Here is a 25524-nt window from a genome sequence, read left to right as displayed (position 1 = left end):
GCCACCTTACTCAGCGACACACCCCCCTTAAACACCCCTATGAATAAACCTCCTTCGTTGCATCAGCCGATGACGTACCCGACACTACCGAACAATCAGCAGAAATACAGGTTACTGTCATCAATGCTGACAAATATCAGCAACCCCGCTCTCCCAACCCCTTCAACCCTGCACTACTTCTCCAAGAGCGTCAGAGCCTCCACCCCAATCTGCTCTGCCATCTTCTCTAGGCTCTTGAGCGTGAGGTTGCGTTCACCGCGTTCCACTCCGCCCATGTAGGTGCGGTGGACGCCAAGAACGTCTGCGAAGGCTTCTTGGCTCAGGCCCCTCTCCAGCCGGTAGGCACGCAGGTTCCTGCCCACCGTCTTCTGGAGATCACCAACAGCCACATCCCTCAGCCTGGCTACCTGCTACTTGAAGGTCTACAGACTGATGAGTAGCATCAGCGTCATGACAGACATTCTCATGATGAGAGGAGGGACGCTCGCGATGTGTGGTGGCGACTGAGCGGGTACAGCATCCAGCACTACGCTGCCTCGGAGCGCCCGCTCTGAGGCAGCTCATCTTCGAGTGTCCAAACGATGGCGAAGCCGCTCTTGGACAGCAACCACCCAGGTACACGGAGGCTGAGTGTGCGTCCTGCCGCCCGCTTCGGCGATGGGACGATCTGTGCTGGACGCCCGTTGGCAGCCATATCGGTGACGCTGATGCTGTCGATGCTGGTGTTGGTGTAGTCCAGGTCGAAGCTGAAGCCACGCGCTGGCTGCGGCAACTCAACGTAGATGCGATGGCCCCACGCCGGCGTTACGGTTCGGTAGACGTGACGGATGCGGACGGGGTTGCCCGCGGCAGCGACAGAGGTGTCAACGACGTAGGTCTGTCCGCCCTCGTGTTCCGTGCGGTGGATCGGCATCTCCTTGCCGTCGATGGTGAACGACAGCAGTTCGAAGCAACGCCGGCTGGCGGCCTCCATCCCTGGCCGTGGCGTCATGAGCCACGTCGTCGTGATGGGTGTGTCCATCACCAGCGCGTTGTACGCCGCCCGATCCGATACGCAGGCGAAGCGGCGCTCACTGCCGCTAGGCACGGTGGTGTACTCCCACTCCACGGTGACGTCGAGCAGAGGAGTACCTGCGGTACTCCTCTCTACTGCAGTAGAGAGCCGAACGCGCGCCTCGACGTCGTACCAGCGCTCGGCGGCGCGGATAGCTTGGTCGCGAATGTCGGCATAGATCTCGCGGGCGAACTGCGCATCGCCCAGGCGCTGCGCCATGATGGCCGCCGCTGCATCGTCGAGCCGCTCGGGCCTGGTCAGGCGAGCCAGCTCTGCCGGATGGCGGGTAAGGCCCTCGCACAGGACGCTCCACAGCTTGGCCGGCGACAGGTTGACGATGGCCTGCTGGGTGCGCTGGATGGCGACGTCCTCTTGGTCGCGCCGGTAGGAGTAGTCCAGGATGGTGGAGACCAGACCAGCCCCAAGCAACGGGCCACCGACCTCATCGAGCGGCAGATGATGCAGCCAGCTCCAGTCGCCCAGGCTCAGCGTCGCCAGCCAGGCGTTGAGCATGATGAGCAGAATACCGATCAAGGTGAAGGAAACGGCCAGCAACGCTGCTTTAGTCTTGAGCAGCCGACGATACAGTGGCAGGACATCTTTGCTGGCCATGAATAGATTCAGTATAGCAAAATGCGGGCGCAAAGAGCAAACACAATCAGTATTATCTGAGTATTGCAAGTGGTGCGTAGATAAGTCGGCTAGCAGGGCGAGACGCCGCAGACAATCCGTCTGCAGGGATATCGATAGAGAGCTACTCACATACGGCAATTTTCTGCATTTGCGCAGATCAGAACCGCTTTTATACACGATAGAAATAAGCGCCCCGACGTTGTTTGCGCGTCCACTTTGTGTTTGTCTCTAACGTCAGTTGCGCTCGGCTTTGGTGTCCATCAACCAGCCAATCGCCCACCTCAGCCGCTGCGCCGTCTCGGGGCTGACGTCCAGCCCGTGGTGGCCATCGCCGAGGTAGAGCCACTCGTCCGCTTCGCCGGCGTACTGGTAGCGCACCAGGTAGAGCTCGGTTGGCACTGCCCGCCGCTGGGGCCCACCGTCGCTGCCGTGCCCTCGCTGGGGGATAACGCCCGCTACGGGGAGATGAGCACTCTCGTGGACTACGCCATCAAGCTCATCGCTCGCCGCATCATGGTTGACGACGCACCACGCAGGGCAACGTTCCACTCCACCTGCTGGCTGTTCAGGCCGCATGCTGCCTCCTCTCCCCCAAGCACCGTCTGCTTGCACGACCGCAGCCAACCGCAACGCGAGGTGCGAAGGCCAGGCCAGCGGCAGCAGCCGACGGAGAACAGCCATAGTGGACTGAGAAGCAGCGAGCAGGGAGCAGCTGGCCGACGCCGATCATCCACTCCCCTGCAATCATCTCCTTATGCTCCAGTGATGCGCGCCAGTACCAGCATGTCCAGGTACTGGCTGCCCACCAGGTAGCGCTGCGTCAGCCGGCCTTCTTCGACGAAGCAGAGGCTGCGGAAGAGGCCAAGCGACGCGCCGTTACTCGCCAGGATCCATGCCTCCAGGCGATGCAGCCCCACGTGGCTAACCGCCCAGTCGATGATGGCCCGACTACCCGCCGCGCCATAGCCCTGGCCTCGATCACTCGGTCGCCAGATGCAGATGCCCACCTGGGCAACGCGGCTGCGCCAGTCGATGGTATGGATCGAGGCTTCGCCGACTAGCCGCCCATCGCTATCTGCCAGGACGAAGCTGTAGGCCGTGGCTGGCTGCGGGCCCGCGGTATCGGCGATCTTGCGGCGCAGCTCTGCGCTGCTTCTGGGCCGCCAGTATGGCGGGCCATACTGCGCTAGCTCTGGCCAGTCCGCACACGCCTTGAGGATGGTGGGGATATGTGCTTCAGATAGCGCCTGGAGGGTGATGGCCATGGCGCTGCTCCCCTCTGCTACTGCGTATCCCCTGCCTCTCGCACCACTTGATGCTACTCATCAGTCTGTAGACCTTCAAGTAGCAGGTAGCCAGGCTGAGGGATGTGGCTGTTGGTGATCTCCAGAAGACGGTGGGCAGGAACCTGCGTGCCTACCGGCTGGAGAGGGGCCTGAGCCAAGAAGCCTTCGCAGACGTTCTTGGCGTCCACCGCACCTACATGGGCGGAGTGGAACGCGGTGAACGCAACCTCACGCTCAAGAGCCTAGAGAAGATGGCAGAGCAGATTGGGGTGGAGGCTCTGACGCTCTTGGAGAAGTAGTGCAGGGTTGAAGGGGTTGGGAGAGCGGGGTTGTGGTGGGCACAGACATGCCTCCCAAGCTAGCCGCAGCAAGGAATCGAAACTTAACCTACTTGCGGCTAGTCTGAATCAACCAAATCCAGCGCGGCACTCGCCCGCAACAGCACTACCCGACGTCGCGCCCTAGTGATTGCGACTCTCAGTAATCTCCGAGCGCTATCTCGCTCCGACACTGACGCATTGGGCCGAATAAATGCACTAGAACTCCTTGAGTCGCCATCGACAATTACAACGCCGTCAAACTCCTTGCCTTTCGCCTTGTGCACTGTCATCAACGAGCACCCATGAGGCTCTCTATAATCAGCTTGCAGCGACTGCATTTCAAGTGGACGACGTAACACACTCGACGCCCCCAGATAACTTGCTTGTTTGTCCCAAAGACCACTCAAGCATTCTCCAATCTGATCAGATGCTCGAAATAGTCGAACAAACTTCACGTCATTGTACAACTTATCCAGGTTACCAGTACTAGTGTTGAATAGTTTACGAACCCTCAACCAATCATCCCCAGGATTGCCACCAAATGCTTGCATAGTTTCGTAAGCTCTGCTGAAGTGCTTCGATAACTTATACTTCAGGGCATCATCATGACCTAACCTGAACATATCAACTGATAACTTTTCACTCATTTCTTTTGCATATTTCACACTACCAGGCTTCAAAGCACTTTTGACATCAAAGTACTCAGCAAGCAGTTCAAAAGTTTGCATTAAAGCAGCGTTCCTGGGAAGTGCCGTCCATTCCAGGATGGAAGCGACAACGAGTGAGCCAGTTATGGTGAGCGCAGCATCCCACAGAACATCATGCGCAACTGGTTTGAGCGTACGCCCATTATAGACATGTTCTTGGGTAAGGTAGTCTGACACACTTGCAACCATCAAGTTGGTTCGCGCAAAAACAGCAACAGAAGGCCTTTCGATTCCTTCGCGTCGAAGATTTGAAAACATCCACACGACAGCCGCATGCATCGTCATATCAAAACTTTTGGGATAATATGGTGCAACGACCACTTCAGGAACAGACGGAAGAGGGGTATTGTGAAGTAGAGCGTTGGCGTAGCTAAGAATCCCTGAATTCGGGCTTCGATGGTTATCGCCGCCAAGATCAAACTCAGCCGGACGTAGGTAATCACGAAGATGCTGTAGTCTCTCAGCGCTCACATGCTCATCATATTCAAAAATCCGCTGATCGGGATCAGCAAGAAACATCATGTGTGACCGCTGCGAAAGTGTCTTGACTAGCTCCCATTGTGAATCATCGGTGTCCTGAAATTCGTCGAGAATGATCACCGGATATGTGTCTGCAATAAGCTCAGCAACTGCATTCGATCCCGAAATAAGTTGATTAGCAACCGTCGCAAACTCGCTGAAAGCATAGCGTCCTTCTCCTGACGCCATCCGCTTCAGCTCACTCGCCCAATGTCCCGAGAAACGCGATTTAAGAAGGGCTTCTTTGTTAGGCGATATGATCCGTGGGGGTTCTCCCGAAAGAAGCCGGCCATGAGTTTGAATGACATCAAGCGCAAAGGAGTGGTACGTACGCACTTCTATTGATCTCCGCTCCTGTGTGTCCAGTAGGTCATGGCATCTAATCTCGACCTGGCGAACAGCGGCTCGAGAAAAACTCAAGAACAGAACCGCCTGGCCATCGGAAAGTTCCGATGCGTATGTTTTGGCCTTCAAGAGGGATAAGGTTGTTTTGCCAGATCCAGGGCCGCCAAGTACCAGTACAGGGTACTCAGACTTTAGTGCGCTCTGGGCATCATTCGACAATTTCATGCGAACAACCTACAATTCTTCTTCGCCGACCTGATCATCTGAAGCAGAACCGTCTAAAGACAACTCTTCCTGGCTAAACTCGGGAACACCAATGTATCCTTCTGACGGCTTCAGATACTCATCAATAAAGAGCAGCGCATCACGGATGAACGGCGGCAGTTCTTCCTCACTTTGACACTGTTCGATGAGGAATCCAGCATAGCCAAAGCCGTAGGAGTCTCCTTTTCTTGCCTTTAGTACCTTCTCCACAAGATGTTTTAGATCGACATCCTCAATAGATGGGTCATAGTTGCAGTTTGCTGGATAGTCGTCACGTGTCGAGACTTCACTAAGAAAGCGATGCAGCACCTGATGAGGTGTTTCCTCGACGAGTATGCGCTCGATTCCTTTCTCTGGGGATTGCCAAAACTTGTCGAAAGTGCCTATACTAACTACTGCGTCAGGGGAATCCGGCCTATTTGGTTCATCTCGCATACCGAACACTGGCTTCCCAAGAGCCTTAAAAATTGGCCCAAATTTTGGCGCCTCTCGATCATTTTCAGCATTGAATAATGAAACACCAGCTAAATCAATGTGAGAGTAGCCTCTATGGAACTTTTCAAGCGCCGTCGACACCGCATTAACGGTCGCTACTTCGGTCGCACCTTCGACTACAAATACTGCCCTGCTGAGGATCGCCTCAGCAAACTGCCGACGTTGAGCACGATAATTCTTTGGCTTAATTACATCAGCCTCAATCAGATTACCTGAGAATTGATTCTCGCCATCACGACCTAAAATGACGACACTCTCGGCATCGTATTGTTCAATAATGTATGGCGAGTGGGAGGTGACTATAGATTGCCCCATTTTTTGGAGAACGTACTTCACCACCCGACGTTGGATGTGGGGAGACAAGGCGATCTCAGGTTCTTCCATCACAAATATAGCCGAACTCTCTCCCTTCATGTCAGCAATGATCGTCAGCAACGCGAAAACGAGCAGGTTGACTGCCCCAGTGCCTTGTCGGTTGAAAGGAACAGGATAGTTACTCGGTTGAGTCGCGACGAATAGCCTCACGACTTCACGCAGATTGTCTCGAGTTAGATTGGATGCATAGAAAGATGTCGGATCATTCTCAGAAGAGAGATTAACAAACTGACCAAGACGTTCCTGCAACCGATCGCGAATCGACTTAAGCTGCTCTATCTCTCCGACGGCCGGATCGATCTCTTTAAGTGCTTTGAGTGCATCAGGCCACATATTGGAGCTGCCTTCTTCGCCGAGACGAAGAATTGTGTCGAGCAGTGATCCTCGCTGGAGACTCAAGGCTCGTGTGCCAGTACGCAATGCACGAAGGTAGATGAACCCGGAAATTCGTTTATGCGCTCGAGTGAACACCGAGCGTCCTCCTCCCAATGAGGCCTTTTCTTCATCGCCGAGGTCATCTGGATGTTTCACTGGATGATCAAAGAATGTGCCCCCAACAAAGTCATCTTCTTCGGGATCATATCGACCGACAAATACCACCGGCAACGCCCATATGACGTTCTCGTTGTCGGCACGCGAAAGGCCGTCAACTTCTTCATCAACAAATTGAAGTGAAGCATCATCCCAACGACGAAGATGTTGTCTGAAACGTATCTGATGGGTTCGATCGAGGCTTGTTAGAACCACGCGAATAACAATGTCCCGCGATGAGCCATCATCTTCTTCATATCTTCCATTATGAAAGTCGTGCTCGTCAATGACCGGACGTCGGTACAGACGTTCCGGCCCCAATACCAGATCCAAAGCCTCGCAAACGGTTGATTTACCGACGTTATTGCCGCCCACAAGTAATGAATGATCTCGAAACACGACACGCCCATTAGCGATGCCTCGATAGTTTTCAATAGTTAGCATACGGATTCGCATTTTGATCACCAGTGGGTAAGACGGAATGAGTCTCACCCAGATTATACCTTATTTGAGACTTGGGATACTGTTCTCAGGCCAATAATGTATCAGTTTGGTAAAGACTGCGTTGTCTTTCAAGGCGTGTCCTAGGGAAGTTCTCAGAGCGACGCCCTGCTGGACGAAGCGAGCTCAACCGCTCTCGAGACAGGTTTCTTCGTCACCTACACTTCAAGTGGTCAACAATATAAGTAGCCTCTATGAAAACCGGCACGTGAAGCCACGTTTAGTTCACAGATATTAACTTGTACTTCAGTTGGTTTCGAGGTGAGCACGCTGCTCAATCGACACGTTACCTCCTGCAGCAGACCCCTGTCGTCGGATTTGCGTGTGCCGCCCACGTGGGCCATGTATGCTCTATAATCGACGTGCGATTGCCAAAATCACTCCATCAACCCAAGTTAACACCTGCTAAAACTAGCCGAAAAGCAATCCTCGGCGGAATTCATGCGGCTTCTGCAACACTCACTCGTCATATATTGACCCACAAAACACAACAGGCATCGAAAATAACTCACTTCAACCGCTGGCTTGGATGCAAACGTCCTTGTTCTGAAAAATCGATCGGCACATATGCACAATTCAGTTAGCTCTCTACAACGGTGCGATGCTTGGTCCGTATATCGCTTCCTCAGCTACTGATTATGCTCGCGCAGCCGCCAGATGCTTGCTCACCGTATCCCGGCCGAAGCCAAGCTCCAGGCCGATCTCGATGTAGGTGCGGCCCTGGGCGTGGAGCTGCTGAGCACGACGGAGATCGTCGTCGGTGAAGCGTCGCTTACGGCGGGGTAGCTGCTTGGCTTGGCGGCAGACGGCCTTCACCGTGGAAGTGGATGTGCCGACCCGCCGAGCGATCGCGCGGGCGGACATGCCGGTGGGCTCAAGGCTCAGAATCTGCTCCTTCTTCGCCGCGCTGATCGGACGGCAGGCCGTGTTGCGGATGCCGCGGGCTTTCGTGATCTCGCTGTCCTGCTCGGTAGACGCTACGCTAGACATGCTCGACTCCGGAGCTACCTCGCCCGCGATGAGGCGCTCACGGAAGGCGAGCAGGGGTAGCCAGTTGTTCGAATTGATACTGCCCAGGTGTACCAACAAGCTCTTACCCGAACCCACCCCAGTCGAAACAGGCTGGGATGTGGTTCCAGATGTTGAACAACGCTCACCCACCAGGGTGGGCGTTGTTCGTGTTGTGGGGCTCGTGGGCTCATCGTCAGCGGTGGGCGGTGAGGTCGGATTGTCAGGCTGAGCCGCGTGCTGCAGGTAGTGCGCATGGGCGGCGGCGTGCAGGCTGGGGCTGGTTAGCTGGTCGAAGGGCGGGACGAGCAGGGCGCTGAGGCGAGTGCCGGAGCCGGTGTCGGCGAGATGGATGGAGTGAGGCATCAGGGCTGGCGTGTCAGTTTCAGCAGCTCCTCCCCTGCTGTCATCGCTCGTTCCTTCTTCTTCGGCGCTGTGCTGCTCATCGGGTGCGCCGGTATTGCGTTGGTCTGCTGCTTGGTCATGGTCAGGGTCGGTCGAGAGTGAGGCGCTGTCCTCACCGCTCGTCTCCTTACCTGCTGCATCCTTATCCGCTGGCCCGCCAGCATTGGCACCGTCGGTCGTGCCATCGCCTGTGCTAGGCATAACGACCCGCCCCTCCTCATCCACCAGTGGATTGACCAGCACCCGCTCGAAGAAGACTTGGTTGAGCAGCTTCTTCAGCTGGGCTGGTGCGGCCGCATACAGCCGGTGGCAGTCTTCGAGGAGGTCAAGGGCTTGGGCAAGGTGCTGGCGGACTTCGGCTGCGTCGGCTTGGTAGGCGGTTAGTTGGCGCTCAATCTGGCCCAGCTCGCTTGTGAGCTTGGCTTGTTCCTCTTTGAGGAGGTCAAGGGGGATGGCTCCTTCGTAGTGGGCGTGCATCAGGCGGCGGCGCTTGTCTTCTAGGTTCGTCCGCCTGGTGGTGAGGGAGCGGATTGCTTTGGCCTTGTCTCCTTCTATCTGGGCTAGCTCGTCGTGGAGGTAGTGCTCGATCTGCGTTCTGTCTGCTGCGCTGAGCTGGATGGTTCGGTAGAGCTCTACCATGCGGTCTTCGACGACGTCGATGAGCACGGCGCGGAAGGCGCAGTCGTGGAGGCGGCAGCGGCGGGCGCAGACGAAGTAGGGGTAGATGGTGCCCTTGCTGTTCTTGGCGTTCTGGACGGACAGGCGCGCCCCACACTGGCCGCAGACGATGGTGCTCTTGAGGAAGTGGTTGTGGATGCGCTGGCGCTCCCCATTGCGGCGTGAGGCCAGGATGGCTTGGACGGTTTGCCAGGTCTGGCTATCTACCAGCGGCTCATGCTTACCCGCATACTCCACGCCCTGGAACGTGACGATGCCCTTGTAGTAGGGGTGGCGCAGGATCTCGTGCAGGCGCGTTGCCGTGATGGGTTTGGCGCAGCGCCGTGGCGTGGACGGGATAGAGAGGCCAAGAGTGTTGAGATGCTTGGCCAGTTGACTGACTGTCCAGTTGCCGGTGGCGTACTCGGAGAAGGCCAGCCGGATGAGTGGTGCGCGCTCTTCGTCCAGAGCGATGGTGCGGATTTCGCGGCCGTTTTCGTCTTTGGCACGCACGTTGAGGTAGCCGAGTGGTGCCTTGCCCAGTGTGCCGCCGTTCCTTGCTTTCTCGCCCATCCCCTTGATGACCTCATTAGCGAGGTTACGGGAGTAGAACTCAGCAATGGAGCTCATGATGCCATGCAGCAGCATGCCACCAGGCGTCTGGTCGATGTTCTCGCTCGTAGAGACCAGCCGCACACCCGCCTCCTCAAACGCCCGGTTTATCTCCACATCGTCGGCTCGGTTTCTGGCGAGCCTGTCCAGTTTGTGGACGATGACGTAGTCAATGCCACCATCTTCTTTGAGGTAGGCCAGCATCTTCTGCAGCTCAGGCCGGTTCGCACTACGAGCCGACTCACCGCGGTCGGCGAACTCCTTAACCACTAGGTGTTGTGGGTCATGAGGTTGTAGTCATGGGGCGTTGGGGAGGCAGCGAGGCCTGGGCTGTCAGGATGGGTGGTGCTGAATCATCCTTCCGACAGGAGAAAGCCCCGCTGCCATGACCCACCGTAACGCTCCTTTGACGCCTCAGGGCCGCTACCGGCTCGTGATGCGTGTCCAGGCCGGTCGCCCCATCGCTCATGTAGCGGCTGAAGCCGGTATCGCTCGTGCCACGCTGTCGAAGTGGGTCGCTCGTTACCGCCAAGGAGGAATCTCGGAGCTTGAGGACCGTTCCAGCGCCCCGTTTCGCTGCCCCGCCCGCACCAGTGCCGAGACGGTGGACCTCATCGAGCACTGGCGCCGTACTCACAAGTGGTCCGCCCGCCGTATCAGCCACGAGCTGGCTGTGCGCGGGACAGTGGTGTCGGTGCGTACCGTGACCCGATGGCTGGACAGAGCCGGTCTGAACCGGCGAGGCGGCATCGACCCCACCGGACAGACCAACCGGGTCAGCAAACCGATCCTGGCTCGTTTCCCGGGCCATATGATCCACCTGGACGTCAAGAAGGTTGGACGCATCCCACCTGGGGGAGGCTGGCGGGCTCATGAGCGCGCCTGCCCCCGAGGCGAATGCCTCCAAGCGGGGCAAGGGCACCAGGGTTGGCTACACCTACCTGCACACCGCCATCGACGGCTTCTCACGTCTGGCCTACACCGAGGCCCTGGATGACGAGAAGGCTTCCACCACGGTCGGCTTCTTCTGCCGCGCCCGGGCCTTCTTCGCCGCCCACGGTATCACCAGGCTCGTGCGGGTCATTACCGACAACGGGGCGAACTACCGCGCCCGAACCTTCACCGCGACAATCACCTCCCTGGCCTCACGCCACCAGAGGATCCGTCCCTACACCCCACGGCACAACGGCAAGGTCGAGCGCTACAACCGCATCCTGGCCGAGGAGTGCCTCTACGCGCGTTCCTACTCCTCACAGCAGCAGCGCCGTGACGCCGTCGCGGTGTGGAACCACCACTACAACTACCATCGACCCCACACTGCCTGCCGCAGCCAGCCTCCTGCCACCCGCGTCCCAGCACACGTCACCAACGTCATGACCTCATACAGCTAGTTCCTTGGGATAGTCAGCTTCCACCGTTCATCTCATCCACCTCCTCAGCTACTCGACCGCCACGGACAACAACAGGATACATCGTCCTGAGATACATCGTCTCTGGATTGGGAGTGCTTGGCCGGTTGAGATGGAGACGTGCTCACCGACCGCAAACCGCCGCTCTCACCAGCCACTGGTGAGTTCGGCCGGCGTGTGCGCGCCCGCCGCGAGCAGCTGGATCTGTCGCAGGAGAAGCTGGCCGAGCGCACCACCCTGCACTGGTCGTACATCGGCCAGGTGGAACGCGGCCAACGCAACCTCAGCCTCCACAACATCCTCCGCATCGCCCACGCCCTCGACACCGACGCTGGTGGGCTGGTGAGTGGGTTGGAGGTGTAGCCAGGTTGACTTTGAACGGTCTTTAAGACTGACGGCACCGCGCTCACCGCTATCTACCGTCAGTCCTTGTGAGCAACCGCCGGCGACACTGCTGCTCGCGTGGTCACCGCCGCATATTCGTCATTCCCCAGCGATCTCTCCATTTTGTCGTATTTTTCTGTATAATTACTCCGGAGTAGCCAAAATAGAATATACGGAGGAATAATGGCAGTTACTGTTGATGGTCGCACCGACATCGAGAAACTCACTGAGTTGCTCTCTGAGCCAGAGCAACAACACCTCGAATTCAAAGAAAGCGTTGACCTTTCGAAGAACGAGGGAAAAATCAAGTTCGTTAAAGACGTCGTATCTATGTCGAACCGACCTCCAGGTGGATATATCCTCATCGGAGTTGACGACAGCGGCAATCCTGCTGCCCCACAAGGAACTTTCGATCAGAAGACACGCGAGCTCTTCGATGGTGCGCGTCTCAATGACCTTATCCGCAGGTACACCGAGGGCCCTGTGCGCGTCACCTCACAGTTCCACACCGTCAAGGGATATGAGGTAGTTCTCATCTATGCTCCTCATAACGAAAGCGGCCTCCCCGTACCAATGAGCTCACTTGGACAATATGAAAAGAATGGTAAAACTGTGCAATTGTTTCGCAGGGGAGACATCTGCATCCGAGATGGCGCGCAAAACGCCCCTCTTCGGTGGTCGCACTGGAATGAGCTGCTACGGGAGCATGATCAGCGTATCCGCGACGATGCACGAAAAGACATTGAATCTCTGGTGGCAGAAGTTGCCAAGTCGCTGCGGAGCCCAGACGGACGATCAAATGTGCCGCTATCGATAGAAATGTCAGACGACACGTTCGTCGAGGCACTGCTCACCAATATTGAACTCAGCGGAGACACACGTATCCGCTACTTCTTGTCTCAACTCTCCGGATTCGCCGCCGACGAGGAGCGTTACATCGAGGCGCTCAATAAGGCAACTATCATCGCCGTGCAGGCTCTGTTCCTTGGCGAGACCGAGATCGTTGATCTGACGATCAAGCGCCTGTTCGACACGTATAAGCAACTTAATCCGAGGAATCCCTCGAAGCAGCTTGAGATCATCGTGCGCTGTTACATTATCGGTGCCGCCACCGTTCGATGCGAAGCATGGTCGACTATATCGAATCTTGTGCTCCGACCCTATCCCCCAAAGATCGACGACTCCACCTACGTCTATGCATCATGGATCCGCCACGGACAAGTTGAAGCATCTCGTGCAGAATTATTTCCTGCCGACGACCGTGGAGGCCTAATGATTCCCCCAGCACGCCTACTTATGGTCGAGCATCCCGCGATGCGTCCTGACGTGCCAGATATAGCACTCAATACTGACGAAGTTATCCCAGTGGGCGACCCACTCCTTAACTCACTGTGCCAGTTTGACATTCTGTACTGCGCTATTGTTGCGACCGACAAAACGCACAGCGGCAACGCCTATCCCGCTTCGTCTGCTTTCAAACAGGATCACACCTACCCAATTCTCGTTCGACTCATCGACGATGACAATATGCGGCACCAGTTGTTTCCACAAAAGAACGATTCCCAGATCGCCACAGCCTTGAATGAAGCGATTAGCACTGCTCAACAACAATCAATCCAATACCCTAATGGATGGTGGTGGAGCAACCATCCAGACGTTCGAAGTTTCATCAACGAGCACCAGAGTTAATAATACAGGCATTACCTCATCATTCAGTGTTGTTACCAAGATGGAGAACACTCGATGAGCAAAAGCCAGCCACTCCCGGCGGTTGCATACCGATTCACTGATAGACACAAAACAGACTTCAGCTTGCTTACTTAGCAATCAAGCCGAACCTTCTCATAGTTCCACAATCATTGTATACTGAATGGAGTAATGCATGTCTATACATCAAAATATCCGCGGTTGCCTGGATCGTCCTACAATGAAGTGCTAAAGCAAGCCAGAGCCGAGTACCAGGTTGTCGCGCAATCGAGCAAACGGCAGCCGTATGTGCGGTCGAAGTACTTCAATAGCAGCAAGATTTTTCTCGACGTGTTTTGGACGCACCTGATGCAGAAGCACCCAAAGGAGCGGCGGAAGCGGCTGCGCTTCTACAAAGCGGCTATCGAACTGCTGCGCAGCTCGCGAGAAGTACCAGAAGTTTCCTTCAGAGCAGACGATAGAACTATCGTTCTCTATCGCTTCTATGGAATGACGAAAGACGGTGAGCACTTCTGCGTCCAAGTCAAGGAAGACAAGCGAAGCAGCCGAAGAGACTTCATGTCGGTATTTGCACGAAAGCCGCAATAATTCAAATCAAACAAAAATCTCCCGCAGTGTGACCTGAAAACCACTCGCCGGAGATTCTGGTGACACGGTGTTGGCCTGTGTCTAGTTATGATTAGATGCTTTTTGTTGGTAATGTCAATAGTTGTATGTGTTATTGGCAAAATAGCGAGGCCGAGGCATACAACTCACGTCAAGTTTGTTATCCACGACGTGTCGTAACGGTCGCTATTGCTGTATTCAGGGGCTTTAGGGCCCGCCAGCGTGGGGTGTCAAGTCACCGCATAGCGACCTTGATCCGGTCAGTGGCAAAGGCTATCGGCACTCCAAATGGCCCTAGCCTCGATCTTTCATTGGCTGGTTGAGTGGGGTTTGGCGGCGGCGTTGCCGGTGTCGTGGCTGGGATTATGCCGGTTGGGTGTGACGGCTTGCCGCGTGTCGTCTCGCGGTAGTCGGGCCTTTCCGGGGGCCAGAGGGTTCTTCCTTCAGGGGCGTGGTGGACAGGAGGCAGGAGCCGTGTGTCTACGGAGCCGGTAGGGCCTGGAGGTGCCCGAGGCCGTCAAGCAGAAGGCTGGTCCATGGGTGGCCGGCCTTGTAGCGCAGGACGGTGCGGCGGGCGTGGTGGGCGATGACAGCGGGGATGGCCATCAGCCGCAGGCGGATCGTCCGGGGCTCCCAGGCGCGGGCGGGGGCGTCGGCCAGGGCGAGCAGCTGGGAGAAGGCCAGCAGGTCACAGGCCAGGGCCACGATCAGGCACCAGACCCGGTTGGCCGCAAACCCTTGCAAGGGAAAGCGGTCAAGCCCGGTGTCCTTGGCACAGCGGATACGGTCCCCTGGCAGCGGGCCCGCAGCCGGTGGCGCACCTCAAGATCGGCGAGCTGACCCACCCTCGTGCTGGTGGCGAAGGCGGTCAGTCGGTAGCCGCCCACGTCCTCGAAGCGCAGCTGGGCGCCCTGATGGGGCCGCTCTCGGCGCACGGTTGACCCGCATCCCCTTGGGCCAAGCGGTCAGGTCCAGCAGGTCGGCGGGTCTCAGTGACGTCCGCACCCTGTCTGGGCTGGCCGTCAGCGTTGTAGGCCGGGGCCCAGGCGGTCTCGGGGATGGCGCCCGTGGATCTGCGGCGTGTGCTCGGGAAGCGTGAACCCCACGCTGTAGGACACCCGCCGACGGGCCAGGAACTCAATGGTCTCCTTCGTACCTCCGGCCCCGTCGATGCGCACCAGCACCTGCCGCCCGGGTCTGGGGCCCCAGTCCGGTCTGGTCCAGTGCCCGGCGGATGATCTCGACGTGGTCGGCGGCAGTGTTCGAGCCCGCGTTACCGGGCCGCAGCATGATCACCGCGCACTCACCGGCCCCTTGGCCGGTGCCGTGGTCAAACCAGGCGGTTAGGAGGTGGTAGCCGAACCCCTTCTTGAAAGTCGGGGCCGCCCCCTCTTTCTCGCAAGTGGACGCCCACCAGGGTGGCGTCAATGTCGATCATCAACGGACGCTCAGCGCTGATTCCAGCCGTTGGTGAGTGCTCGCCGGCCAGATCCCACACCCGCTGCCGCACCGTCTTGCGAGCCCGGTTCACGGCAGCCTCGACAGCCTCGACGTGGTCTGCCAGGGTCCCCACCAGCCGCGAGACCGTCGGGTCAGAGGCAACAGGCCCGAAGACGTCCTTGTCGCACCGAAGCAGCGAAAGGTCCGACAGACAACGACCTCCCAGGGCCACGCACACCGCCAGATCCGCCATGACCTTGCCCGGGTCGTGCACCGACCACATCCGCCGCCACGCAGACAGGGCCCGTGAAAGCTCGTTGCCCAGGCCCGTGACCCTACACGTCTCGGTCAAGCCCCACCGCAGGAACATCCCCCAACTCCACACCCACAACCGGATACAACCCACTATTCTTCACCACGAAGGTGTCCTTCCCCTGGAGTTCTCGGATCTCAGCAACCCGCATTATTCCAGGCCAAGCGACACCTTCACCCCATCTTCAACACCCCAACAACGAAAACCTAAGGTTAACGAAGGCAGCCTGAAGCAAGAAAACAAGCACTGTCCGAAAAACACCCATCAATCCAGGTCTACTTCGATCACCCCGGCTCCTCCAAACGGCCCTGCCGAAGTCATCAACGGACGCCTCGAGCACCTACGTGGCGTCGCCCTGGGATTCCGTAACCTCACGCACTACACCATTCGCAGCCTCATCCACACCGTATGCCTCAAAGACCACCTGACCATCTGACAACAACCACCTAAACCAGGCGATAAGCCCCACCTGCCACACCCGAAAATGTGAAGAGCCGGCAAAGCTGCGGACACCTCCGATGTACGGCACAGACTAGCGCTCCCCGAGCTTTAAAAGTTCGTGAGATAAGAATGCTAAACAAAATCACGCAGCACTCCTGTGCGATTTACCTCCTCCCAAGTAAACCCGTTTCTCCCAAAATGACCATAAGAACTAGTCATGCGAAACACAGGCTCCAAAAGATTTAGATCCTGAATTATCGCCGCGGGCCTCAAATCGAACACGCGATTTATCGTGTCGACGATTTTAGGTACGGATATGTTCTCTGTGCCGAAGGTCTCAGCATACAATCCAACTGGCTTGGCTCCACCAATTGCGTAAGCGACTTGAAGCTCGCATCGTTTTGCCAAACCTGCGGCGACAATATTCTTTGCGATCCACCGCATGGCGTAGGCTGCTGAGCGATCGACTTTGGAAGGATCCTTGCCAGAAAAAGCGCCACCTCCATGACGCGACGCACCTCCGTATGTATCAATGATAATTTTGCGCCCAGTTAATCCCGCATCCGCAGCAGGACCTCCTAACACGAAACGTCCTGATGGATTGATTAAAATATCAGCATTATTATCAATAAGCTGAAGTCCTCGCTCCTTTTCATGCTCTAAAACGGGGTGAATGACTTCATTAATTAATGCCTCCCTAATCCAGGCTTGACTCCGATCGGGGTCATGTTGTGTCGAAATGACGACGCTTTGCAACTCAACAGGTGTGTATCCATCATACCCCACAGTTACCTGCGTCTTTCCGTCTGGTCTGAGGCCTTGAACAATGCCCATCTTTCTAACGTATGCAAGACGCTCAGCTAGACGATTAGCAAGATGTATAGTTAAAGGCATAAGAACAGGGGTTTCATCGCATGCATAACCGAACATTATCCCCTGGTCTCCGGCGCCTTGCATGTCAAAAGCATCAACAGTGTCTGTTGTGTCACGCGCTTCAAGTGCAGTGTTTACCCCAGCCGATATGTCTGGCGATTGCCGGCCGATTGAAACAGAAACTCCACATGAGTTACCATCGAAACATACCTCAGAAGATGTATACCCGACGTCAACAATCTCCCGACGTACTATATCCGGAATCTCCACATATGCTTCTGTAGTAACCTCGCCAGCTACGTGAACAAGACCTTTTGTTATCATTGTTTCGATTGCAACATGAGCATTCTTATCTTGTGCAAGGATAGCATCAAGGATCGCATCTGAAATGCGATCGCACACCTTATCTGGATGGCCTTCTGTGACAGATTCGGAGGTAAAAGAACGAAGGGAATTACTAGACAAAATGACTTCCTTAATAACAAATGAAGAATATAAACAAGGTACGAAACTAACTACCGACTGACTTATCGAAGTTAATTTGTAGGGGGCGCCCCCACGAAATAGAAGGGATCAGTAATATTGCCTCGTGGACTAAACTGAGATGTAACTATATGCGCCTTCACCTAGCCCTGAAATACCGCCCCTTACCGAGGTGGAGGCAAGAATTCCTGGGCCTAATTAATGCAGCCTGAAACACAAAATAAGCAGCGTCCGAAAACCCCCAGCAGTCCAACAAGCCTCGCCAACCACCCCCTCAAATGCGAATAGCCCCCAAACCTGCCAAACTGCTATGAGTCGTCAGGTCAAGCAGCGCAGCCTTCTGGTGTGATTCGGGCGGCGAGGCGTCGAGTCGATAGTGACCGACCACCTCAACCGTTGCCTGACTTACACGGAGATCGCCGAGAAGCGCGATATGGCACCAAGCACAGTCGGCAAGTACATCCAGCAGACTAAGCGCCAGCGAGTGGAGGAACTTACGTAACCTCCGTGGGACACGTCCTTTTAAATCAACAACAGTATGCACGGCGGAGCTCTGCCGCGGAACCACCTCAATCAATTGCTGACACCATCGACCTCGGAACGAGCGAATACACAAGGAGACCGACAATAAATAGCAGCAAGGGAACGCTTAATACCCACGCAACGACCGAACTCGAAAGCCCCAGGGGGTCGACTTCGGTAGGCATAGCGGCGAGCATCTGCATCAAGAGTCCGACAATGGCTCCCCCTAACACAGGGCCGGCTTGACGAAGGACATTGAGGAGAGAAGACGCAGCACCGAACTCGTCACCCCTCAGCGCAGTCATACCTACTGTCGTCAGTGGCGCCATGACAAACCCATTTCCTATACCGAAAACGATGGTCGCCCCCAGGAACCACACCCAAGAACCCCCCATAGCGGCAATCAGCATACTCAGGGCGGTTCCCATCGCGGAGGCTCCGAAGCCGATCTGTAGGACGAGGCGGGCCTTCCCTTCATCAACCCAGCGACCCGCAATAGGTGCTGTGACCACAGACGCAATCGATGCTGGCACGAGAACAAAGCCCGCCCAGAATGCCGTTTGCCCCATCACGGACTGGATGTAGTTCGATACGAGAAACGTCAAGGCGAATACACCAAGGGCAGCAAAGAGCCCGAATACAGCGGCAACGAGGAATCGCGGATTTCTGCGAAGAGACTGTGGAAAAACTGCGTGCTTCGGATCTACCTGACGTTCATACCGGAAGAACGCAAACAGGCAGAACACAGCAAACGGCAGGCAAGCAATGGTCAGAAGGTCCCAGCCCGCATGGGGACCTTGTAGGCACCCGTATAGAAGTGCCACAAGGCCGATGCCTGCGAGAAAGGTTCCCACGAAATCAATCCTCACGGACCGGACCACCTCGATCGGAAGACTTCGCAGACCCAGAACCACGACGAGAGCCGCAATCGGAAGGTTGATGAGGAAGACCCAGCGCCAACTAAGACCATCAATCAACACTCCGCCGGCCAGGGGACCGATGATGGATGCAGTTCCTGCAATTGACCCCCAGATGCCAACTGCGCGCCCACGAATCTTTTCAGGGAAGGTGACGCCGATGAGCGTGAGAGTCTGAGGCACCAGCATGCCGGCACCGAGTCCCTGAAGGAACCGGCCGGCGATCAAGACGAACGGAGAGGTCGCAACACCGCAGGCGAGGCTGGCGGTTGCCAAGATGATCGTCCCCAGGTGGAAGAGGCGTCGGTGCCCGAATCGATCACCTAAACGACCTGACGGGATGATCGCCAGTGCGAGAACGAGACCATAGCTGTTGACCGCCCAGAACACCTGGGCTGTGGACGCACTTAAGTCCCGTGTCAGCGAGGGAACTGCGAGATTGATAATTGTTAGGTCGAGGAGAGCAATGAAGTACCCTCCGGCCAACGCGCACAGCCCAATCCACTGCCGAGCGCTGACTGTTATGGCTAGGGAATCTTCTGTCATGTCTTCTCCTCGTTCGCAGAGTCGATATCGTGGTCAAAGGAATTTCTATCGGCAGTCAAGATGTTATCGCCGAACTACTGCGGGAGTTTTATTTGTCCTTCCGATCCTAATTAAACTATCAACACACTCGACACGGAGAGCATCGGGGTACTTGGCGACAATTGATGCCATGTGGACGAAACCTGCAACGAGCCGATCACGAACTGTTAAGTTAACATGATCGATATCATCAGTTGCTCCATCAGCGATAAAGTCAATGGTCATTACACTGGCCGAAGTCTCCTTCTCCGACGAAAGTACGATCTGCGCGTCTACTACATCTGGAACCTCACGAACGATGTCTAGTACTTCGTCAGCGCGAAAGATAGCACTGCGTAAGCTTACAGTGTCCTCGACCCGACCGAGGACACGCATAGCGCGTTCACCTCCACACGCGCAATGCGCGGGAACAACACGATCCTTCAGATTGTAGCGAAGGAGAGGAACCGCCCACCCGTCCGCTCGACGGCTAATTAGCGCGCCATTATCGTAACACTCCATCATATGCCCAGGTAGAAGATGTAATACATTCGGTGTGCATTCCGGTTTGCTTGTGCCCATCACCCATGTCTCCACCGCTCCATAGTTACCCCACAACGAAGCTTTCGGAAAGGCCGCTGCGATTGAATTCAACTTCCGTGTAGCCCAAGGCTCTGCCATCCAAATGATCTTATTTATTGGTAGGTCAACGCCGTGTTCGAGGCAGGCATCGGCGAAATCCGCCAATGTTGTGGGGTTACCAGCCAACGCATTGACTTCTGCCCGCTGGAACACTTCAACCCAATTGGGTATCTCAGACTTGTCGAAAGGTCCAGCCGGAAGGACGACAGAGCACGATATACGGGCAAGTTCCTGCATGTAGTAATGAGACCCCCACAATCGTCCAGGGTTGAAAAGATTGAGCAGTACGCTCGAAGCGTCAAGCGGATCCCATGTGCGGCACTGCTGCCTCAGTCCTAGGTCATGCGGCAGCCAAGACAATTTTGGCGCTCCCGTTGTACCGCCAGATGACATGAGAATCGCTCCTTGTCCCTCAGCTAGGGCGCGTGTTGTAGCCGCAATATCCACACCGCCTGTGATTGGGTATTCAGAAAGACTGTCACATCCGATATCAGGTAAGTTCTCCGCCACAGTGGGAATCATGCTCGCGGTAAGACGCAAATCAGCCTCGCTGAGTTTCCCAATGGTTGGGACGTCTGTGTTGGTGTCGGCGATAGCCAAGATGTTCTCCTATCATTCTGCCCGGTCCGAGACGAAACGCTCCGCCAGCCATTCTTCATGTTGTTGGTAATACGCGGCGAAACGAGCGTTGATGTCTTGATGTTGCCGCGCACGTGATGTCTCTGATTCGGGAAATCCGATCGCGGCATCAGGTTCGAGTTCAGAGAGCCAGAACTTACCATCGGCGTGAAGAAAGTCTATTGAGTAGAATTCAAGTCCGATCCGTTGGTGTACGTACTCAACGGCTGGGATCAATCCCTCGGGCAGGTCAACACATTTTACTGATCCTCCGCTAGTCAGGTTAGCTGTCAGAGCCGCACCATGTGGAGTACGTCGGATGGTCGTATGTGGCTGGCCGGAGATCATGTAGACACGATAGTCCTCCGTACTTGCACCGAGGTCCGGCTGGCACAACAGAGATGTATTCGAGGCGCTCGCCAACCCTACAAGTCCATGGAGTTCGTCAAGGTTCGTAGCCCGTGAGACGCCAACGCCCATACCCCAATAGGCGGGCTTTACAATGACCGGAAATTCCAGGTCAGAAAGGGCGTGTTGGTAGTCCTTACTTGCAGCGTTTCTTCCTGTGCCGATCCGATATGTCGGAATTGGTGGGATCGGCGAATCGATAAACTCCAGATACGCCGCGTACTTGTCGGTTGTCAGCATAGAAATGTCTGGATCGATTGGCAAATAGAAACCAAGTTTTTTCAGGAGCCGGTAGAGAAACAATTCATTCGCAACATCGCCCATCTGATGAGCAAGTGACCATACAGCCGTGACGAATACAGTATCGTAAGGAGTAACGACTTCTCCTTTGACGAAAACGCCTGGTTGGCGCGAGCGCGGTGCGCGCGTAAAAGAGATATCTTCTGGAGCGCAGAGACTCATTTCGAATTTCTGCTCACGAGCAATGTCGACATAGACGTCCCAAATATTCGCCTCGACCGTCCGTTGCCAAGTAGTTGCCCTGTCTGGATACACCCAAATTATGCGCTTCATATCAGTTTCCTATTCTAGATTTTAAATTGGAGACGAATCCTTGAATTGTAGTTGCGAATCGTTCTGGCTCGTCAAGAAACGGCATGTGCCCCGCGTCCGTGAATTTAACGTGGATGGCTTCTGGTAGGTGCGATCTGAGCCAATTTCCGACGTCAGTCGGGTACACCCGTGAAGCTTCACCAAAAATGAGAAGCGTCGGAATGTGAAGACCTGTCACAGTTGTGCGTTGATCGATGTGTGTCGCTTCATGCCACAGCGCTTGCAGTGCATCTGGATAGACAACGCCCGCCTCAGACGCGGGGTCGCACGGGACCGTCCGTTTTCGTGAGTACATAGACTGAGCAACGAGGTCGTCGATGAAACCGGAAGGATCGGTTTGGATCCCTCGGTAAGTCTCTGCCGCAGAATTGGGGGTAAGTTGACCGTACGCTCCATGAGGCCAATCCTCTTCGAGGACCAGGCAGGGCGACTGCTCTACAATAACAGCCCCGGACACTAGAGGATTCTTGTGATCGTTCTCTTCCGCTAGAAGTGTCTCCCACACAATCGTTGCCCCAAGAGACCATCCCAGGAGAATGATGTTGTCGGATTCAATGGTACGTAGAAAATCTCGAATGACAGTGACGTAGCTTGCAAATGTGTAGTCGTTGGCTCGTGTGTATTCGCCATGACCAGGCAAATCAAGGACAAATACGCGCGCGATATCAGACAGCGCCTCGGCAAGGGGTTCAAAAACACGGGCACCGAATCCGAGGCCAGGGAGCATTATGATACTGCTACTTTGGCCAGTTCCTTCCCCATACTCATACCGAACCGGTCCGGTGGGCGTGTAAAATGCGCGTTGCGCAATAAGAGCACCTTTATCATATTTTCCAACGGGCGTGCGGGGAATCTTCCCAATTCGTTCCACAGCGACTTCTACCATCAGCCCCTCCTCGAGTAGAGCGCTTCTAATCGTGCCCTCATCAGGTCCGTCGGCGCCGACATACGTTCGCACACGGGGACGACCTGTGAGAGAATTTTTCTCTTGGATGCTCAGGATTTCCGCCGATGAATACCGTTTACGAAGGCGCTCGTCAATCTCAAAGAGATTGACCGAACTGCCATCTTGACTTATAACGTAATCCGATGCGCGTCCCAGAATCCGATAGCCTCCGGAGTCAGTTCTGAGGGCAAGGTCACCGGCACGGAACACTCCTGGAGCAAAGGTTCGCCGAGAGTCTTCGCTCCTGCGCCAATATTTTTCAGCAGTTAAGAACGAATCGAGTTCAATTTCTCCCGGATTTTCATTACCATGTAACGCAATGCCAACTCCTGATACCGGCAGAAGATCATGTCGGCGACCGCCGGTCGCGGGCGGTGCAATCATAGCGAGCCCAAATTCTGTGGATCCATATATTTCTCGAAGTTCAAGTCCGAGCATTGAGTATGCGTCACTAAGTAGTTGATCAGTTGTTATTGCTCCACCCGACATTGCACACGTAATCGTGGAAAGCCGCCGTGGAGTTGACGCATCATTTCCGAATCGGTCGATTATCTCCCGATAATGAGCTGGCAAAGCGCTCAGCACGGTCACCGAGTACTTTTCCACTAAATCGACAAACTGGCTCGTGTCGCCGGCAACTGGCAACAAAACGAGGTGGGCGCCGGCCGCCACCGATGAAAAGAGGTGTAGGTCTGTCGCGTGTGCAACTTCGAGAGTGTGAAGACAGAGAAACACGTCCTCATGGCTAAAGCCAACGTGAGCGTTCCAACGCAGACGTTCCGCGGCGAGCTTATCTTGACGCCAGACAATTGGCTTGCTCTGACCGGTGGAGCCCGAGGACCACATGACCCGGAATGTCTCAGGAGGAAGCATCGACGGAGTACGCGGAGGAAGGCTTTGAATGGCGACACCCGGTTCGGCAGTTAGACTTTCCAATGCGATAGCCCGCTCTTGCCATCGGGGAGGAATATCACACTCAATGTCGTGGACGTATAGCCTTGGCTCCATTCGTGCGACTTCGTCAACCTGCGTGCTGGTGAAGTTCGACATGATGGGTACGTAACTCAGCCGAAGTTTCGCAGTCGCAAAAATTAGCGCAACATAAGCGCACGAGTTCCGGCACTGGACTGCGAGAAGATCGCCGGGATCGAGGCCATGGAGCTTCTCCGCTATAGTATCGGTCAGCACCAACAGGTCGGAGTAGCTGAGGGTCTCGCTTCCTGGCACGGTAAGCGCAGGAAGATCGGGATGGCGGTGCGCGACGTGGGTAAGAATGTGGTAAAGCATCGTATCACACCCATCCGACGATAGTTGCAAACCGGAAGTTCTTGTATAGGCAATCGACATCCTGAAATCCAGCATTTTCCAGCCACTTAAGCTGAGAGTACATCGGTGCGGGCTTATCAAACTTCATCCTATTTCGCGCCGCACCCCATTCTTCGGCTGTCGTCCCCGCCCTTTGAACATGAGCAACATGCATCTCATCATAGAGTTCTTCGACATCATCGCGCGGGGCGCAGACCTGCTCGACGTTGACGAATACGCCGCCAGGGCGAATGGCGTTTTTAATGCGTGCAAATAAAGACTGTTTTTCCAGGTCTTCAAGGTGGTGGATAGCCAGCGCCGATACCACAGCATCATACTCATGGTGACTGTCCAAAGAAGTAAATTCAGATAATATGTACGAAACGTGATTATCTGTGTCGAAGCGTTCGCGTGCTTTGGCTAGCATGGGCTCTGAGTGATCCATGAGAACTATTTCGCACCACGGAACAGAAGCACGTACAGCGTTCGCAAGTAGACCGGTTCCTGCGCCCAAGTCCAGAACTGTAGCGTCACAACGTTTCGCAACGGCAGCCCGAACGATGTTCCCGGCCGCGTTATATAGCTCGACCAACGAAGGGATCAACTTTTGCCGTTGGCTGTCATAGGTACCCGGATACCAGAGTTCGGGTAGCGAAGCTGCGACGGCTGTTCCTGCAGCCTCGTTATTTACCTTTGGAGTCCGCTTTGCTGAAATATTGATTGCTGAGTTGAACGATTGTGTTGACATAGTTATTCTCGATTCGATAGCAATGGTTTTCACTATTCTCTACCAGCGTCGTAGGGTTGATAACTGGTGGGCTTTAAACGCATACGCGACAGCTTCAGGATGTCATCAGCTCTACTGTGGACTCATCATGATGGAGACATTCAGACTGTATCGCACGGGTTTGCGCCATTCGCCCGAGATATTACACGCGTATGTCGAACATCGTCGCTTCGCAGTTACGCTGTCCAGGATTGAGTTTTCATCACCAAATGACAAAGTTAAACTCATTTGACGTCGCTCCCTTCTCCTAGCGTGATGCTGCAGAGCACAAGAATTCTTGGCAACTCCAAGTACAGCAACTCTGTGCCGCCCCAAGATACCGACGCTGAAGTTCTCAGTTAGAGGATTAAACTTCGGCGGGCATTCGCTCATGTAACGGACCCAGCTATGCCTGTCTACGTCCAGCCCAACGCTATGTTCCATTCTAAGGTAAGGCGGAAGACAGGCAGGAGTCCTGGTATGGTTCACCCAATAGGCCAATAGTTGTTCCGCCACTTATACGTATACCGGGAGCTGAACGTCTGCTCGCAATATTACGTAAAGCTTCCTTTCCTGTTGAAGACCTAGGCACACATCCCAGGAATCGGTGCGCTTCACCCAAAAGATGGACTCAAGTTCAGCCAACTATGCGCGGCATATTGCAGTGAGTGCAATCTGACTGACAGAGTCAGGGTACCGGTATTTAACCGGGTGTTGCAATAACTAATCAGGCGTGATTATGATCACAGTTTCGGTTTAGTGTCGTGTGTTTTTTGCTGGCGTTCGGTGAGGATCTCATCCGGGGTGCCCCTATGTGGTGTGTCAAGCGGCTGCGGGTAGTTGTGTTGATGGTTGT

The 25524-nt window shown here is 55.3% G+C and carries 16 protein-coding genes and 4 pseudogenes; 5 read left to right on the top strand and 15 right to left on the bottom strand.

The features are described 5' to 3' along the window. Nucleotides 1-173: 173 nt before the first annotated feature. The 4 genes from RWR81_RS07745 to RWR81_RS07730 form a co-directional block, all read right to left on the bottom strand. A complete protein-coding gene (locus tag RWR81_RS07745) occupies nucleotides 174-389 on the bottom strand; it encodes a helix-turn-helix transcriptional regulator (protein WP_314456535.1) in 216 nt (71 codons plus the stop codon). Nucleotides 390-526: 137 nt separating this feature from the next. Continuing rightward, complete coding sequence (locus RWR81_RS07740; protein WP_314456541.1) at nucleotides 527-1666, bottom strand: hypothetical protein; 1140 nt, start codon at nucleotides 1664-1666, stop codon at nucleotides 527-529. Nucleotides 1667-1921: 255 nt separating this feature from the next. After that, entirely contained in the window at nucleotides 1922-2263 is a 342-nt protein-coding gene (locus RWR81_RS07735; RefSeq protein WP_314456539.1) for a DUF6907 domain-containing protein, read from the bottom strand. A 176-nt stretch (nucleotides 2264-2439) separates the two neighbouring features. Further along, the gene (locus tag RWR81_RS07730; RefSeq protein WP_314456537.1) at nucleotides 2440-2952 is read right to left on the bottom strand and encodes a GNAT family N-acetyltransferase; all 513 of its coding nucleotides are present in this window, start codon (nucleotides 2950-2952) and stop codon (nucleotides 2440-2442) included. Nucleotides 2953-3056: 104 nt separating this feature from the next. On the opposite strand from RWR81_RS07730, the gene RWR81_RS07725 reads away from it, so the two are divergent. Next, nucleotides 3057-3272, top strand: a complete 216-nt coding sequence (locus tag RWR81_RS07725; protein ID WP_314456535.1) for a helix-turn-helix transcriptional regulator — start codon at nucleotides 3057-3059, stop codon at nucleotides 3270-3272. 98 nt (nucleotides 3273-3370) lie between these two features. On the opposite strand, the gene RWR81_RS07720 is transcribed toward RWR81_RS07725, so the two are convergent. From RWR81_RS07720 to RWR81_RS07710, 3 genes and pseudogenes are all read right to left on the bottom strand, one after another. Further along, nucleotides 3371-5089, bottom strand: a complete 1719-nt coding sequence (locus RWR81_RS07720; RefSeq protein ID WP_314456534.1) for an ATP-dependent helicase — start codon at nucleotides 5087-5089, stop codon at nucleotides 3371-3373. A gap of 9 nt (nucleotides 5090-5098) precedes the next feature. Next, the gene (locus RWR81_RS07715; RefSeq protein WP_314456532.1) at nucleotides 5099-6973 is read right to left on the bottom strand and encodes an AAA family ATPase; all 1875 of its coding nucleotides are present in this window, start codon (nucleotides 6971-6973) and stop codon (nucleotides 5099-5101) included. A 693-nt stretch (nucleotides 6974-7666) separates the two neighbouring features. Continuing rightward, nucleotides 7667-9985, bottom strand: a pseudogene (locus tag RWR81_RS07710) (recombinase family protein); the annotation flags it as partial. Between the two features lie 112 nt (nucleotides 9986-10097). On the opposite strand from RWR81_RS07710, the pseudogene RWR81_RS07705 reads away from it, so the two are divergent. The 3 genes and pseudogenes from RWR81_RS07705 (at nucleotide 10098) to RWR81_RS07695 (ending at nucleotide 13194) form a co-directional block, all read left to right on the top strand. Continuing rightward, a pseudogene (locus tag RWR81_RS07705) lies at nucleotides 10098-11103 on the top strand (IS481 family transposase). Between the two features lie 138 nt (nucleotides 11104-11241). After that, on the top strand, nucleotides 11242-11484 hold the full coding sequence (locus tag RWR81_RS07700; protein WP_314456530.1) for a helix-turn-helix transcriptional regulator: 243 nt from the start codon (nucleotides 11242-11244) through the stop codon (nucleotides 11482-11484). 204 nt (nucleotides 11485-11688) lie between these two features. After that, complete coding sequence (locus tag RWR81_RS07695) at nucleotides 11689-13194, top strand: ATP-binding protein (RefSeq protein ID WP_314456528.1); 1506 nt, start codon at nucleotides 11689-11691, stop codon at nucleotides 13192-13194. Nucleotides 13195-13440: 246 nt separating this feature from the next. On the opposite strand, the gene RWR81_RS07690 is transcribed toward RWR81_RS07695, so the two are convergent. Both RWR81_RS07690 and RWR81_RS07685 read right to left on the bottom strand, forming a co-directional pair. Continuing rightward, nucleotides 13441-13722: a hypothetical protein gene (locus RWR81_RS07690; RefSeq protein ID WP_314456526.1), complete on the bottom strand. Its 282-nt coding sequence runs from the start codon at nucleotides 13720-13722 to the stop codon at nucleotides 13441-13443. A gap of 576 nt (nucleotides 13723-14298) precedes the next feature. Next, a pseudogene (locus RWR81_RS07685) lies at nucleotides 14299-15677 on the bottom strand (IS1380 family transposase). A 167-nt stretch (nucleotides 15678-15844) separates the two neighbouring features. Here RWR81_RS07685 and RWR81_RS07680 point away from each other — a divergent pair. After that, nucleotides 15845-16007 (top strand): annotated as a pseudogene (locus RWR81_RS07680) (transposase); the annotation flags it as partial. A 137-nt stretch (nucleotides 16008-16144) separates the two neighbouring features. Here RWR81_RS07680 and metK read toward each other — a convergent pair. From metK to RWR81_RS07650, 6 genes are all read right to left on the bottom strand, one after another. Next, complete coding sequence (gene metK, locus RWR81_RS07675) at nucleotides 16145-17350, bottom strand: methionine adenosyltransferase (RefSeq protein ID WP_314456524.1); 1206 nt, start codon at nucleotides 17348-17350, stop codon at nucleotides 16145-16147. Nucleotides 17351-17937: 587 nt separating this feature from the next. Further along, on the bottom strand, nucleotides 17938-19353 hold the full coding sequence (locus RWR81_RS07670) for a DHA2 family efflux MFS transporter permease subunit (protein ID WP_314456522.1): 1416 nt from the start codon (nucleotides 19351-19353) through the stop codon (nucleotides 17938-17940). Nucleotides 19354-19416: 63 nt separating this feature from the next. After that, nucleotides 19417-20613 (bottom strand): hypothetical protein, encoded by a 1197-nt coding sequence (locus RWR81_RS07665; RefSeq protein WP_314456520.1) that lies wholly within the window; start codon nucleotides 20611-20613, stop codon nucleotides 19417-19419. A gap of 12 nt (nucleotides 20614-20625) precedes the next feature. Further along, nucleotides 20626-21612 carry a hypothetical protein gene (locus RWR81_RS07660; protein ID WP_314456518.1) on the bottom strand — a complete coding sequence of 329 codons (987 nt, stop codon included), beginning with the start codon at nucleotides 21610-21612 and terminating at the stop codon, nucleotides 20626-20628. A 1-nt stretch (nucleotide 21613) separates the two neighbouring features. After that, complete coding sequence (locus RWR81_RS07655) at nucleotides 21614-23944, bottom strand: alpha/beta fold hydrolase (protein ID WP_314456516.1); 2331 nt, start codon at nucleotides 23942-23944, stop codon at nucleotides 21614-21616. Then, nucleotides 23889-24683, bottom strand: coding sequence for a class I SAM-dependent methyltransferase (locus RWR81_RS07650; RefSeq protein ID WP_314456514.1), 795 nt, complete (start codon nucleotides 24681-24683; stop codon nucleotides 23889-23891). Before RWR81_RS07650 ends, RWR81_RS07655 begins: the two co-directional genes overlap by 56 nt. Nucleotides 24684-25524: the final 841 nt, after the last annotated feature.

It is taken from the genome of uncultured Actinomyces sp., assembly GCF_963526355.1.
GTDB lineage: Bacteria > Actinomycetota > Actinomycetes > Actinomycetales > Actinomycetaceae > Actinomyces.
Note: the sequence above shows the minus strand (reverse complement) of the source record. Positions and strands in the feature narration are given on the sequence as shown.

Bases quoted from the DNA above. Each gene is read 5' to 3' on its own strand.
- RWR81_RS07670 (WP_314456522.1), bottom strand. From the start codon at position 19,353: ATGACAGAAGATTCCCTAGCCATAACAGTCAGCGCTCGGCAGTGGATT.
- RWR81_RS07715 (WP_314456532.1), bottom strand. From the start codon at position 6,973: ATGCTAACTATTGAAAACTATCGAGGCATCGCTAATGGGCGTGTCGTG.
- RWR81_RS07740 (WP_314456541.1), bottom strand. From the start codon at position 1,666: ATGGCCAGCAAAGATGTCCTGCCACTGTATCGTCGGCTGCTCAAGACT.
- RWR81_RS07735 (WP_314456539.1), bottom strand. From the start codon at position 2,263: ATGCGGCCTGAACAGCCAGCAGGTGGAGTGGAACGTTGCCCTGCGTGG.
- RWR81_RS07730 (WP_314456537.1), bottom strand. From the start codon at position 2,952: ATGGCCATCACCCTCCAGGCGCTATCTGAAGCACATATCCCCACCATC.
- RWR81_RS07720 (WP_314456534.1), bottom strand. From the start codon at position 5,089: ATGAAATTGTCGAATGATGCCCAGAGCGCACTAAAGTCTGAGTACCCT.
- RWR81_RS07655 (WP_314456516.1), bottom strand. From the start codon at position 23,944: ATGTCGATTGCCTATACAAGAACTTCCGGTTTGCAACTATCGTCGGAT.
- RWR81_RS07660 (WP_314456518.1), bottom strand. From the start codon at position 21,612: ATGAAGCGCATAATTTGGGTGTATCCAGACAGGGCAACTACTTGGCAA.
- RWR81_RS07695 (WP_314456528.1), top strand. From the start codon at position 11,689: ATGGCAGTTACTGTTGATGGTCGCACCGACATCGAGAAACTCACTGAG.